The organism is Amnibacterium sp. (assembly GCF_051956055.1).
Taxonomy (GTDB): Bacteria; Actinomycetota; Actinomycetes; order Actinomycetales; family Microbacteriaceae; genus Amnibacterium.
The window spans coordinates 1-12,748 of record NZ_JBQCGC010000066.1 but is presented as its reverse complement, the minus strand read 5'-3'; the positions used below and the strand labels follow the sequence as shown (position 1 = coordinate 12,748).

Sequence of the window (12,748 nt, the reverse complement as noted above, 5' to 3'; positions counted from 1 at the left end):
CTGAAACCCGGCACCGATCTCATCGATCCGACCTGGTGGGATCCGCTGGTCTACAGCTTCCGCCACTTCTTCTCCCGCGGCCCGGAGCTCGGCGGGCTGCCGTCCACCCCGCCCGCGGAGCGGAGCGGGCTGGACGGCACGCGCTGAGGCCCTGCGCCCGCGATCGAGGCGAGTCTCCCGACGACGCCGCTACTCCTGCGGAGGAATCGCCGGAGGCGCGGATCGAAGCGTCGGGGGCTTCCGCTCATGCCTCCTTGTCGCCGAGGTGGAGCGCTCCCTTGACCCGTTCGACGCCTTCCGCGACCAGTCCCTGCGCTGAGTCGACCATGGCGGCGGCTCCGAGGGGATCCCCTTTCGCGAACGCCTTGATGGTGTTGTTGCGGTACTCGGCGGTGATCTTCGCGGGCAGAGGAGGCGCGTTCCGTGTGACGTAAGCATCGATCAGCGTGACCCCACGGTGGGCGAGCGCTTCCTCGACGGCACTCGCGACCTGCTCGTCACCCGTGACCATGATGCCCTTGAATCCGAGCAGCTCCGCCCAACCGGCGTAGTCCACCGATTGGACGTTCTGGGATCCCTCCCACACAGGATTCCCGTCCTCGGTGCGCATCTCCCACGACACCTGGGCGAGGTCGTCGTTGTGCATGACGACGATGACGAAGGTGGGGTCGTCCCACCGCTCCAGGTACTTCTTCACCGTGATCAGCTCGTTCATGCCGAGCATCTGGAATGCGCCGTCTCCGATGGTGCAGACCACGGTGCGGTCCGGGTAGGCGAACTTGGCCGCTGTGGCGTACGGCATGGCGGCGAGCATGCTCGCCAGACGCCCGGACAGGTCCCCCTTCATGTCGTTGCGGAGACGGATGTGGTGGCCGTACCAGTCGGCGGTCGTGCCGGCGTCGCAGGTGACGATCGCCCCGTGCGGGAGTCGCTTGTTCAGCTCGTGGAAGACCCGACGGGGATTGCCGCCGTCTGGGAAGGAGAGCATCGCCTGAGCCTCCATCTCCTGCTCCCAGTCGTGCATCTCGGCGGCGATCTTCTCCTGCCAGGAACGGTCGGCCTTCTGCTCGATCATCGGCAGCAGCTCCGTCAGTGTGGCCTTGACGTCTCCCCAGAGGTTGACCTCGGTCGGGTAACGGAGACCGAGCTGCTCCGGCTTCAGGTCGACCTGCACGGCGCGAGCCTGGCCCGTCTTCGGCAGGTACTCGCCGTACGGGTAGTTGCTGCCGAGGATCACGAGGGTGTCGCACTCCCGGATCTGGTGGAGGCTCGGCAGCGAACCGAGCAGCCCGACCTGTTGGGTGTGGAAGGGGACGTCGGCGGGGACGACGTCCTTGCCGCGCAGCGCGGTGATGATGCCCGCGCCGCACCGGGTCGCGGCTTCGAGCACCTCGGTGGTGGCCCCTCGGGCGCCCGCGCCGACCAGGAAGGTGATCTTGGTACCGGCGTTGATGACGTCGGCAGCGGCCCGGAGGGCCTCCTCCGGGGGCCGGATCGCGGTCGGAGCGGCGACGGCGCTGGAGCGGGAGACCCAGTGCTCGGCCGCGGGTTCGACCGCCTTCATCGCCTGTACGTCGTGCGGAAGCACGATGACGGCGGGCTGCAACCGGGCCTTCGCCGTCCGGAACGCGGTGTCGATGACCGCTTGCGCCTGCTCCGGCGTCACGATCGTCTGCACGTAGCACGCGACGTCGGCGAAGGCCCGCTCGAGGTTGTCCTCCTGCTGGACGAAGGTGCCGAGGGAGGCCAGGCCCTGCTGTCCGACGATCGCCACGACGGGCACGTTGTCGCTCTTCGCGTCGTACAGCCCGTTGATCATGTGGAAGGCGCCGGGGCTCGAGGTGGCGATGCAGACACCGACCTCGCCCGTGAACTTCGCGTGCGCCGTCGCCATGAGGGAGCAGATCTCCTCATGCGTGGGGCGGATGTAGTCGAGGCCTGTGCCTTCGCGGTCCGTCTTGCCGAGCATGCCGTCCAGTTCGCCGACGCCGTCGCCCGGGAAGCCGAACACCCGGGTGACGCCCCACGCTTCGATCCGCTCGATCAAGAACTCGCTGACGGTGGACATGGATTCCTTTCGGATGTGCGGCGGGTCCAGTCGCAGGAGCCGCCGGGCGGTCAGGTGGAGGGGAGCTCGGGGATGCGGGGGACGCCGTGATCGCGACGCTGCTCGGCGATGTGACCGTGCTCCGGGGCCACGTGCGCGAGCACGTCCTGCCAGGCGTCGGCGATCGTCAGCGCCGCGCTACCGACGACGGTGTGCACGCGTGGTGCCTCGGGCAGGTGACGCTCCCACCAGCGCACGTCGCGCGCACCGATCACCGGATCGTCCGCCCCGGCGAGGACGAGCACGTCGGCGGTGATGTCGGCGAGACCCGTGGTCCATCCCGGGTCGCTGAGCAGCGCACGGTCGCCGTCGATGCCTGCCCGGCCCTGCACGAACGCCTGCTCGATCATCCGGTCGAGTCGGTTCTCGAGCCCCAGGTGGCGTGACAGTGCCGGATCATCCGGTGCGATGCGCAGAGCCTCGCGGGCGCCGACGTCCGAGCGGCTTCGCTGGGCGAGCTCCTCCGCCTTCGCGGGCGTTGGTGGGGAGACCAGAGCAAGCCTGTCGACGAGGTCCGGATGTCGGGCAGCGAGCGCTGCGGCTACAACCGCCCCGGTCCCCCACCCGATCACACCGCAGTGCTGCAAGTCGGCTTTCGAGATCCTGTCGGCGTTCCGTTCATCGGTGGTGACCAGAGCGGCGATCTCGTCCGCGCGATCGGCGAGCGAGTGGTGGGCCCCTGGAGGCAGCGCGGGGGTCGAGCCGTAGCCCGGCCGATCGAGCCCGACCAGGTGGAGACCCCAGCGGTCCGTCAGGAGGGGGTCAGGGTCGAATGTGGACGAGCCCGGCGTGGGGTGACACATGACGACCAGCCGATCCGCCATCGGATCACCGAAGGCCGTCAGCCCGACCTGACGTCCGGACGGGAGAGTCGCGCGCACGTCCGACATCAGCGCCGCCCCGATCGAGACACAGCCGGCGAGCGGCGGAGACCGACCGCTGCTGAACGTGCAGGCGGCTCGAGCGACAGGCTTCCCTCGGAAGCCGATGGTCGGGACAGGAGCGCCACGGACGAACTGCACCATTTGTACCTGTGCAAACGGTTAGCGCGTGTCGGCTTGTGCGCTCAGAGCCCGAGCGTCAGTAGGTCTCCGTCCGCCTCCCCGGAGATGTCCGAGAACCGCCGGAGTGCCGCCACAAGGGCGGCGCGCTCGGGCGGCTGCATCACGCCGAGGATCCGGTCCACCCGGCGGCGCCGGTCCTCGGTGACCTCGCGCACGAGCTCGCTGCCGGCGTCGGTGAGCGCCACCGTGACCTCGCGTCGGTCGGGGGAGAGGGTCCTGCGTTCCACCCATCCGCCGCGCTGCAGACGGTCCACCAGTCGGGTGCAGGTGGATGGCGCCACCTCGAGCAGGTCGCCGAGGACGCCGATGCGCAGGGGGCCGAGTGACGACAGCAGGACGAGCGCCCGGATCTGCGGGAGCGTGACCCGTTCCAGCGTCGGCTGCAGGCCGACGGCCACGATCCCCAGCAGGGCGCGCGACGCGCGGATCACCTCATCCGTCTCTGCGAGCATGCCGCCTCCTCGACCACGATCGGCTGGTTCTCAGCGATCACACGGTCAGTCTGACGGGAGAGGTTGATACTTGCACCCATGCAACACGATGTCGCCGTGGCCGGGGTGTGCTGATGCAGTGGGGGAGCGGTCCGAGTGCTGCGCGGGTCCGAGGAGCTGCTCGGACGACTCGGATCGCCGCGCGTGAGCTGCACGGCATCGATCGGCTGGTTCGGGACGTGCGGACGGGGCACTTCGAGCGCTCGCTGTCGGGCCTCACCGCGATCGGCGCGCTCGTGACCGCCGCGGAGATCTACTTCGAGCACGATAAGGCGAGCTTCGGCAACCGCCTGATGTGGCTGCCGGTGCTGCTCGGCCCCATCGGCGCGGTGTCGGGCGTCGCGGGCGTCGTCAGCAGGACGGCGGCGAAGACCGCGCTGCCGATCACGTCCGCCGCGATCGTCGCCAACGGGCTGCAGGGCGTGTACCTCCACGCCAGAGGGATCGCGCAGAAGCCCGGCGGCTGGCGGAACCTGCCGTACAACCTGGAGATGGGGCCGCCCCTCCTGGCGCCCCTGCTGGTGACCGTGGTCGGCGGGATGGGGTTGCTCGCCGCGGTCCTGAGGCGCGAGCAGTGACCGGCGAAGCGCAGCGGGGCGACCACTGGAAGCGTCGGTTCCCCGGATTCTCCGTGGTCGGCCAGGCGGACCACTGGGACGACGCGACACGCGCCGTGGTCCTGGCTCGGCTCGAACCGCCCCGTCCGATCACCTACCTGCCCGAGGAGCTGCGCCCGACGGGTGTCGCCCTGGTCGCCCAGCTGGTCGCCGTGGACGGCGAGTTCGCGCTCGCGCTGCTGGCGTCGATCGACGAGCGGCTCGCGACGAACCAGACCGACGGGTGGCACTACGACGACATGCCGATCGATCACGACGTGTGGAAGCGCTCACTGGCGGGTCTCGACGCCGACGCCGCCAAGGAGTGCGGCTCCGCCTTCAGCGACGCGGACGAGGAGCAGCAGCAGGAGCTGCTCGAACGAGTCCGCACCTCGGATGCGACCGACTGGCACGGGATGCCGCCCGGCCGGGTCTGGAACCTGTGGATGCGGTACGTGTGCACCGCCTACTACGCGCACCCCTCCGCTTGGGACGAGATGGGGTTCCCCGGGCCGGCCTACCCGCGGGGGTACAAGAACACCGGGATCGACGCCCGGGAGCCGTTCGAGGTGGCCGACACGATGCCGCACATGGACCCGACCGTCTCGAGCGCCCCGTGAGCGGCACCTCCAGCCTGCGTGACGTGCGGGCACGCAACGAGTCCGCCTGGCTCATCCCCGCCGACCAGCGCCGGGTCAACCACGCGCTGCGCGAGTCGATGCGCCGCTACGACGAGACGGACGAGGTCGACCTCGTCGTCGTCGGCTGCGGAGCGGGCGGCTCCACCCTGATGCAGCGGATGGCCCGGCACGGCTGGAAGATCGTCGGCTTCGACGCCGGCCCGTTCTGGGACCCGGAGCAGGACTGGGTGAGCGACGAGGCCGGATCCCACACCCTCTACTGGACGGAGCCGCGCACCATCGGCGGAGCCGACCCCGTGCCGCTCGGCTCGAACAACTCCGGTCGAGGAGTCGGCGGCTCGATGGTGCACTACGCCGGGTACACGCCGCGACTGCACCCCAGCGACTTCGCGACCGCGACGAACGACGGCGTCGGAGCGGACTGGCCGTTGGATTACGACGACCTCGACCCGTACTACCGGCTCATCGAGCAGGAGCTACCGGTGGCCGGCCAGGACTGGCCGTGGGGGCGCCCGCACTCCTATCCGCAGACCGCGCATCCGGTCGGGGGCAACGGCGAGATCTTCCAGCGCGGCGCAGCGGCGCTGGGGATCGAGACCAGGGTCGGGCCGGTCGCGATCAGCAACGGACGGTTCGGGCACCGGCCGCACTGCATCTACCGCGGCTTCTGCCTGCAGGGCTGCAAGGTCAACGCGTAGGCCTCGCGGCTGATCACTCACCTGCCCGACGCGCTCGCCCACGGGGTCGAGATCCGCGCGGACACGATGGTCACCCGCATCGGCTTCGACGAGCGCACCGGGCGCGCCACCGGTGTGCACTACATCCGCGAGTCGGACGGTGTCGAGCGCTTCCAGCCGGCCCGCATGGTGGCGGTCGCGGGCTACTCGATCGAGACGCCGCGGCTCCTGCTGAACTCCGCGACCCCGCAGCGGTTCCCGGACGGGATGCTGAACGACCACGACCTCGTGGGTCGGTACCTCATGGTCCAGGGCGCTCCGCAGACCGCGGCGCGCTTCGACCGGGAGGTGCGGATGTACAAGGCGCCGCCGCCCGAGGTGTCCACCGAGGCGTTCTACGAGACGGACCCGAGCAAGCCGTACAAGCGGGGCTTCTCCATCCAGACCGTGTCGCCGCTGCCGATCACCTGGGCGGAGCACGTGTCGGCGCAGGGGGACTGGGGGCGATCCCTGCGGGAGAAGATGACCGACTACGTCCACTGGTCGACCCTCGGCGCCCTCTGCGAGCTCCTTCCCCAAGCCGACAACCGGGTCACGCTCTCCCGGGAGACCGACCGGCACGGCCTCCCGGTCGCGCATTTCAGCTACACCCAGTGCGAGAACGACAAGCAGCTCATCCAGGCCGCCTCCACTGCCATGACCCACATCCTGCACGCGGCCGGCGGGACCGACGCCATCACGTTCCAGCGGTACGCGCACCTCGTCGGCGGCGCACGGATGGGGCGCAGCCCCGAGGAAGGCGTTGTGGACCGCGACTGCCGCGCCTTCGCCGTCCCCAACCTCCTGATCACGGACGGCAGCGTCCTGCCGACCCAGGGCAGCGCCAACCCGGCGCTGACGATCATGGCCATCGCGGCACGCGCCGCCGATCGGCTCGCGGCGACCTCGTGACGCGCGACGTCCCGCAGGTCGAGACTCTCGAAGCTCGCGCGTACACCATTCCCACCGATTCGCCGGAGGCGGACGGCACCATCGCCTGGGACGCGACCACGATCATCCTCGTGACGGCGACCGCCGCTGGCGCGACGGGGGTCGGGTGGACGTACGGGCCGGCCGCGTGCGCCGCGATCGTCGAGGGCCTGCTCCGGCCGGTGGTCGTTGGCGCGGACGCCGACCGGCCCCCGGCGCTCAACGAACGCATGATCCGCGCCGTCCGCAACGCAACCCGAGCCGGCATCGCGGGATACGCGATATCAGCGGTGGACGTGGCGCTCTGGGACCTCGCCGCCCGCCTCGACGACATGCCGCTGCATCGCCGGCTGGGGTCGATCTGGGACGACGTCCCCGTCTACGGATCGGGCGGGTTCACCACGTACGACGCCGCCCGCCTCGAGCAGCAGCTGACGACGTGGACCCAGGAGCAGCGCATCCCGCGCGTGAAGATCAAGATCGGCGAGTCCTGGGGCTCGGACGAGCGTCGCGATCTGGCACGCATCGAGCAGGCGCGCGCCATCATCGGTGATGACATCGTGCTCTTCGTCGACGCCAACGGCGGTTACAGCGCGAAGCAGGCGGTGCGCGTCATGCGCGAAGCGGGTGATGCTGGTGTCACCTGGTTCGAGGAGCCTGTCTCCTCCGACGATCTGGGCGGCCTGTCCGAGGTACGGGCGGCCGTGCTGGCGGACGTTGCAGCCGGCGAGTACGGAACGGACGAGGTCTACTTCCGCCGCATGTGCGAGTCGGGTGCGGTCGACTGTCTGCAGGCGGACGCGACGCGGTGCGGCGGCTACACGGTGTGGCTGCGCGCCGCAGCGGTCGCGCACAGCTTCGGGCTCCAGCTCTCGGGGCACTGCGCGCCGAATCTGCACGCGCACGTGGCCGGCGCTGCGCCGAACCTCCGGCACCTCGAATGGTTCCACGACCACGTCCGCATCGAATCGCTGTGCTTCGACGGTGTGCTCGACCCGTTCGGCGGCGCAGTCACCCCGCGGAACGACGTTCCGGGCCATGGTTTGACCATCAAGCAGACGGACATCGAGCGCTACCGCGCCGCGTGAAGTCGTTTGCTCACCGTCGGCGCGGTCGGACGGTCGAACCGGCTTCGTTTTCGTGGCCGTGTCGGGCCGAGGATGCGACCATCGCGGCCGCTCAGCCGGCGTAGGGAGCCGCGGGAAGTCCGCGAACGCCCACATCGACGCGGAACAGTGCGCCGGCAAGCGGGTCGTCGCCGACATCGGTCTGCTCGCGGGATGTCGTGATGTAGAGCTGGTCGAGATCCGGGCCGCCGAAGGTGCACGCCGTCACCCGTCGCGTGGGGACCTCGATGACCGCATCGAGGCGCCCGTCGGGCAGGTAGCGTCGGACCGCGCTCCCATTCCAGATCGCCGTCCACACGGCGCCTTCTGCGTCGACGGTGAGGCCGTCAGCGAGCGCTCCCACTCGCGTGAACACGCGACGATTGCTCAGCCCACGCGCTTCCGACCAATCGAAGACGCTGATCTGCATCGTCGGAGTGTCGTTGTAGTACGCGAGGGAACCATCCGGGCTCCAGGCGAGGCCGTTGGACACCGTCACCCCGATGAGCACCGGTCGCACGGATCGGTCCGGGTCCATCCGGTAGAGGGTCGCCGCGCCCGGCCGCTGGTCGTACGCCATGGAGCCGCAGTAGAAGCGGCCTGCAGGATCGCACCCTCCGTCGTTCATGCGCACGCTCGGGTCGTTCGACACCTCGCCGAGCGGGTGGAGGCCGCCGTCGGGGTCCTGGAGGACGAAGCCGCGTTCCACCGCGATGACCGCTCCACCACCGACCCGTGGCCGCAGCGCGGTCGCGACCCGGCCCACGTGGACGCGTTCGACTCGGCCGTTCTCCAGGAGGGAGAGCACGTCGCCGTTGGGGATGTCGACGTAGCGGAAGCCACCCCACCCGTCGTGCCACACCGGGCCTTCCCCGTGCTGGACCGGGTCGGCGATCTGCTCTACTCGCATCAGTCCTCCTGAGCGGCTCGGAGCCGGATCACCGGGCCCCGTGCCGCCCGGCCCCATGGCCGTGTCGACGACGTGGTCGGGTGCTCCGCACTCCCCGCCGCGATCTCAACTGCCAAGATCGACTTGACGCTGAATCGAGTCGGCCCGCGCCGGGCTGAACGTGTGCAACATAGCAAATGATGCACAAGTGCATCTGAAGAGCGGCTCAGCGGTGAGCGACTCGAATCGCGCAGCGTCGCGTTCGCGGACGCCACCAACAAGGAGGGCGAGGATGTCGCAGGAGGGATCGGGCGCGCGCCTCGGCGAGGTGGACTCGCTCGTCTTCGCCTCCCGGGCGCTTCTGGCGATCATCGCTCGAACGATCGCCCCAGCGCTGGAGCAGGTGTCCCTGCAGCAGTTCCGGGTGCTGGTCGTGCTCGTGGGCGCCGGCCCGCACCGACTGGGTGCGCTGGCGGAACGCCTCGACGTCGTTCCGTCGACCTTCAGCCGCACGGTCGACCGGATGGAGGCCAACGGCTGGGTGACCCGGCGCACGAGCGAGGGCAAGCGGCGCGAGACCATCGTCGAGGTCACCGATCGAGGTCGCGACCTCGTGGACGGGGTGACCGTCGCCCGGCGCAACGAGCTGAGCGCCGTCCTGAACAAGATTCCGGCCCACCGCAGGCAGGCGCTGGTAGCGGCCTTCATGGACTTCGCCGACTCTGTCGGTGAGCCCGCGTGGGAGGACCTGCTGCCGATCGGCCTGTAGTGGACCGGCCCGCGGCTTCGCGAGTCGGCCCCGGGCGGCGCAGTCTCCACGTGCCGCGGCCGAGTGGCTTCCCTCGATCTCCAGCCCACTCGCTTCGGGGTGTGGTATTGCTGCACTCGTGCAGTAGTTGTAGCGCTGCACATAGTTGCCGAGGAGGATGTATGTCTGCAACAGCGACGCACACCGTGTTCTTCGTGTCGGGATCGCCGGGTCCGCGGTCGGAGGCGCAGGAACTCGAGCTGCGCCTCGACGAGGGCCGGCCTCCGCTGGCGTTGGTGGACCCGCTCGCCGCATTCCCGGGGGAGTGGCTGCTGGCCGAGCGGGTCGCGGACGGGCTCGTCTACCGACGGGTCGAACCGCGGACGACCGCTCCCTGATGCAGCGCGCCCAGCGGGTGAGCCGGCCGGGGCGGCCTCGCTCGCGGCGTCGCCGACGACCGGCTCATTGCTGAGACCTCGGTGGATCAGTGTTCTTCGGCGACGGCCAGCTGGATGTAGATCGCGGTCAGAAACGCGAAGACGTAAGCCTGCAGGAGTGCGGTGAAGATCTCGAACCCCGTGTAGACCACGCCGAATGCGACTGTGCCAAGCCCGAGCAGCCCTGCGAGGTTCCCCTGGGGCAGCAGGGCGAACAGGAAGAACGACGAGGCGGAGTACACCAGCGCCAGAAGGAGGTGGCCGGCCACCATGTTCATCAGGAGCCGCATGGTCAGCGTGACAGGGCGAACGATGAAGGTCGACAGGATCTCGAGAGGGGTGAGGAGGAAGTAGAGCGGCCACGGCACTCCAGGAAGGAAGAGGGCGCTCTTCAGGTAGGCCCAGCCCCGATCTCGGAACCCTGCGTAGATGAAGGCGCCCCAGGCGACGACGGACATCACGAGGGGCAGTCCGATGACCGACGTCCCGGCGATGCCGACGAACGGCACCGTGCTTGTGATGTTCATGCCGAGCGGCAGGAAGAACATCGTCATGATCAGGGGGAGGTAGCGTCGGCCGTTCTTCTCGCCCAGGGTCGCGATCGCGATGTCGTCACGGACGAAGAACAGGAGGAACTCCGTCGCCGCCTGGAGGCGGCCGGGGACGATCTTCAGCTTCCGCGTCGACAGCACCAGCCAGGTGACGAGGACGACGATGACGAGCAGGCGGATCAGCATGATCCGGTTCAGCTCGAACGGGGTGTCCTGGAACAGGACCGCGTTCGGGAAGAAGTCGTCGATCGACGGCGGCACGAAGCCGCTCGCCCGGTGGGTCGTGGACAGCGGGAGCCGCCTCTCCTGAAGAAGCCCGCACGAGGCGGGCGGCCGGTCGATATGTGCACTACGGCACATATCGACCGTATCAGGCGCGTGCGGGGTGCAAGACTTGCAGAGTGCAACACGTCGATCCTCAGGCCGGCTCGGAGCCCTCCGTACGAGAAGTACGTGCGTTCCACACTGCGGCACGCGATCTGATCGGGATCGCTCTGAGGAGCTTGGAGATCGCCGGCGACGGGCTGTCGCTGCCCAAGTTCCGCATGCTGCTGATCTTGAACGATCTCGGACGAGTGCCATCGGCCCGGGTCGCTGCCGCCCTCGGCGTCAACCCGTCCTCGGTCTCCCGCCTCGCCGATCGGCTCGTGGACGATGGCTATGTCAGCCGCGGTGCGGACAGTCGCTCGCGCAGCGTCGTCACCCTTGAACTCAGCGAGCCCGGTCGCCGGCTCGTCGACCGGGTGCTCGCTTGGCGGCACCACGAGCTGGGAAGGCTCCTCGCCGACATCGAACCGGGTCTGCGCGCGGCGGCGACCGTCGCACTCGAGCAGTTCGCCGAAGCTGCCGCTGCCTCGTACCCAATCGAATCCTCCGGGCCGGCAGCGCTGTGACCCCGCCGATCCGAATCCGGGACACGTCCCTCGGCGACTTCGCGGTCCGACCCCGGATGCTGCTGATCCTGGTGCTCGGTCTGCCGATCGGCGCGCTCGGGGCGGTCGCGGCTTGGGTGCTGGTCCGGTTGATCGGGCTGGTCACGAATCTGGTGTTCTACTGGCGTTGGGATTTCGCCTTGGTCGCCCCGGGCGCGGTGCACCATCCGTGGTGGCTGGTTCTCGCCGCCCCGGTGGTCGGCGGCCTGGTCGTCGGAGTGATGGCTCGGTTCGGGTCCGAGAAGATCCGCGGACACGGGATGCCCGAAGCGATCGAAGCGATCCTCACCGGCGGCAGCAGGGTGCAGCCCAAGGTCGCACTCCTCAAGCCCATCTCCGCAGCCGTCAGCATCGGGACCGGCGGCCCGTTCGGGGCCGAGGGCCCGATCATCATGACCGGGGGCGCGCTCGGTTCCATGCTCGCCCAATCACTCCACTTGAGCGCCGATGAACGGAAGACGCTCCTTGTCGCGGGATCAGCTGCTGGAATGGCAGCCACCTTCAACTCACCGCTCGCTGCGGTCCTGCTCGCCGTCGAACTGCTGCTCTTCGAATGGCGCCCGCGCAGCTTCGTACCGGTCGTCGCTGCTGTCGCCGTGGCGACGGTCATCCGACGCTTCCTCCTCGGAGGCGGCCCGGTCTTTCCTGTCGACGCAGCTGGGCTTCACCTCAGTCCCGCGATCGAGGTGTTCGCGCTCGTCACCGGGATCAGCGGCGGACTGCTGGCCATCGGAGCGACTTGGCTCGTCTACTTCGCCGAGGACACGTTCCACCGCCTTCCCTTGCACTGGATGTGGTGGCCGTCGATCGGCGGTCTCATCATCGGTCTCGGTGGCCTCATCGAGCCCCGCGCCCTCGGCGTCGGATACGACGTCATCGACGAACTGCTCACCGGCCGCGCGGCGCTTTCCTTGATCGTCGGGATCCTCGTCGTGAAGACCCTGATCTGGTCACTCTCGCTCGGGTCGGGCACGTCCGGTGGAGTGCTGGCCCCCGTCTTCATGATCGGCGGCGCGCTCGGCGCGCTGGAGGGGACGCTGTTCCCGCACGCGATCCCCGGATTCTGGGCCATGTGCGGCCTCGCAGCCGTCGTCGGGGGAGTGATGCGCTCCCCGCTCACCGGCGTCGTCTTCACCCTCGAGCTCACGCACGCGTGGGACGCGTTGCTTCCGTTGATCATCGCGTCGACGGGGGCGTACGCACTCTCGGTATTGACCCTCAAGCGCTCGGTGCTCACTGAGAAGATCGCGAGACGAGGTCTGCACCTCACGCGCGAGTACTCGACCGACCCTCTCGAGACCTTCTTCGTCCACGAGGTGATGACGCCGACGACATCCGACGTGGTCGAGGCGAGAGGAGTGGAAGGGCCTCCCGTTCGGACCACCGACACCTTGCGCGCGGTCGCGTATCAATTCGCGGAGACGGCGCAGCGCGACGCGCTCGTCCTCGATGCCGAAGGGGAAGTCGCCGGGCGCGTGGACGTGCAGGCTCTGCTCAGTGCACGGCTGCACGATCTGACGGAGGAGCACCACCGAGAGCG

14 protein-coding genes are annotated in these 12,748 nt (G+C 69.2%); 9 read left to right on the top strand and 5 right to left on the bottom strand.

From position 1 onward, the window contains the following. Positions 1-244 precede the first annotated feature (244 nt). The 3 genes from ACTHLI_RS09330 to ACTHLI_RS09320 all read right to left on the bottom strand — a co-directional run bounded on the left by ACTHLI_RS09330 (position 245) and on the right by ACTHLI_RS09320 (position 3,623). Positions 245-2,068, bottom strand: coding sequence for a thiamine pyrophosphate-requiring protein (locus ACTHLI_RS09330; RefSeq protein WP_440182992.1), 1,824 nt, complete (start codon positions 2,066-2,068; stop codon positions 245-247). 50 nt (positions 2,069-2,118) lie between these two features. Beyond that, entirely contained in the window at positions 2,119-2,931 is an 813-nt protein-coding gene (locus ACTHLI_RS09325) for an alpha/beta fold hydrolase (RefSeq protein ID WP_440182991.1), read from the bottom strand. A gap of 242 nt (positions 2,932-3,173) precedes the next feature. Continuing rightward, complete coding sequence (locus ACTHLI_RS09320) at positions 3,174-3,623, bottom strand: MarR family winged helix-turn-helix transcriptional regulator (protein ID WP_440182988.1); 450 nt, start codon at positions 3,621-3,623, stop codon at positions 3,174-3,176. A 218-nt stretch (positions 3,624-3,841) separates the two neighbouring features. Here ACTHLI_RS09320 and ACTHLI_RS09315 point away from each other — a divergent pair, with 218 nt between their 5' ends. Genes ACTHLI_RS09315 through ACTHLI_RS09295 form a run of 5 tightly spaced genes read left to right on the top strand, consistent with a single transcriptional unit; the run spans position 3,842 to position 7,633 of the window. After that, entirely contained in the window at positions 3,842-4,240 is a 399-nt protein-coding gene (locus tag ACTHLI_RS09315) for a hypothetical protein (RefSeq protein WP_440182986.1), read from the top strand. Further along, entirely contained in the window at positions 4,237-4,878 is a 642-nt protein-coding gene (locus ACTHLI_RS09310) for a gluconate 2-dehydrogenase subunit 3 family protein (RefSeq protein ID WP_440182984.1), read from the top strand. Before ACTHLI_RS09315 ends, ACTHLI_RS09310 begins: the two co-directional genes overlap by 4 nt. Before the next feature lie 23 nt (positions 4,879-4,901). Then, positions 4,902-5,597: a hypothetical protein gene (locus ACTHLI_RS09305; RefSeq protein ID WP_440182982.1), complete on the top strand. Its 696-nt coding sequence runs from the start codon at positions 4,902-4,904 to the stop codon at positions 5,595-5,597. Positions 5,598-5,606: 9 nt separating this feature from the next. Beyond that, a complete protein-coding gene (locus ACTHLI_RS09300) occupies positions 5,607-6,527 on the top strand; it encodes a GMC oxidoreductase (protein WP_440182993.1) in 921 nt (306 codons plus the stop codon). Next, complete coding sequence (locus ACTHLI_RS09295; protein ID WP_440182981.1) at positions 6,524-7,633, top strand: enolase C-terminal domain-like protein; 1,110 nt, start codon at positions 6,524-6,526, stop codon at positions 7,631-7,633. The genes ACTHLI_RS09300 and ACTHLI_RS09295 overlap by 4 nt, the downstream gene beginning before the upstream one ends. Positions 7,634-7,724: 91 nt before the next feature. Here ACTHLI_RS09295 and ACTHLI_RS09290 read toward each other — a convergent pair whose 3' ends face one another. Next, a complete protein-coding gene (locus ACTHLI_RS09290) occupies positions 7,725-8,561 on the bottom strand; it encodes an SMP-30/gluconolactonase/LRE family protein (protein ID WP_440182979.1) in 837 nt (278 codons plus the stop codon). 271 nt (positions 8,562-8,832) lie between these two features. Between ACTHLI_RS09290 and ACTHLI_RS09285 the strand changes: the two genes are divergently transcribed. Together ACTHLI_RS09285 and ACTHLI_RS09280 are read left to right on the top strand one after the other, a co-directional pair. Next, positions 8,833-9,309 carry a MarR family winged helix-turn-helix transcriptional regulator gene (locus tag ACTHLI_RS09285; RefSeq protein WP_440182976.1) on the top strand — a complete coding sequence of 159 codons (477 nt, stop codon included), beginning with the start codon at positions 8,833-8,835 and terminating at the stop codon, positions 9,307-9,309. Between the two features lie 161 nt (positions 9,310-9,470). After that, positions 9,471-9,686, top strand: a complete 216-nt coding sequence (locus ACTHLI_RS09280) for a hypothetical protein (RefSeq protein ID WP_440182974.1) — start codon at positions 9,471-9,473, stop codon at positions 9,684-9,686. 86 nt (positions 9,687-9,772) lie between these two features. On the opposite strand, the gene atpB is transcribed toward ACTHLI_RS09280, so the two are convergent. Next, positions 9,773-10,537: a F0F1 ATP synthase subunit A gene (atpB, locus tag ACTHLI_RS09275; protein ID WP_440182973.1), complete on the bottom strand. Its 765-nt coding sequence runs from the start codon at positions 10,535-10,537 to the stop codon at positions 9,773-9,775. 140 nt (positions 10,538-10,677) lie between these two features. Between atpB and ACTHLI_RS09270 the strand changes: the two genes are divergently transcribed. Further along, the gene (locus tag ACTHLI_RS09270) at positions 10,678-11,169 is read left to right on the top strand and encodes a MarR family winged helix-turn-helix transcriptional regulator (protein ID WP_440182971.1); all 492 of its coding nucleotides are present in this window, start codon (positions 10,678-10,680) and stop codon (positions 11,167-11,169) included. 56 nt (positions 11,170-11,225) lie between these two features. Further along, positions 11,226-12,748 (top strand): chloride channel protein (locus ACTHLI_RS09265; protein ID WP_440182969.1); only part of this gene is annotated, 1,523 nt, incomplete at its 3' end.

Excerpts from the sequence above, each read along its gene's own strand:
- ACTHLI_RS09280 (WP_440182974.1), top strand. The coding sequence starts at position 9,471 with ATGTCTGCAACAGCGACGCACACCGTGTTCTTCGTGTCGGGATCGCCG.
- ACTHLI_RS09285 (WP_440182976.1), top strand. The coding sequence starts at position 8,833 with ATGTCGCAGGAGGGATCGGGCGCGCGCCTCGGCGAGGTGGACTCGCTC.
- ACTHLI_RS09290 (WP_440182979.1), bottom strand. The coding sequence starts at position 8,561 with ATGCGAGTAGAGCAGATCGCCGACCCGGTCCAGCACGGGGAAGGCCCG.
- ACTHLI_RS09330 (WP_440182992.1), bottom strand. The coding sequence starts at position 2,068 with ATGTCCACCGTCAGCGAGTTCTTGATCGAGCGGATCGAAGCGTGGGGC.
- ACTHLI_RS09320 (WP_440182988.1), bottom strand. The coding sequence starts at position 3,623 with ATGCTCGCAGAGACGGATGAGGTGATCCGCGCGTCGCGCGCCCTGCTG.
- ACTHLI_RS09325 (WP_440182991.1), bottom strand. The coding sequence starts at position 2,931 with ATGGCGGATCGGCTGGTCGTCATGTGTCACCCCACGCCGGGCTCGTCC.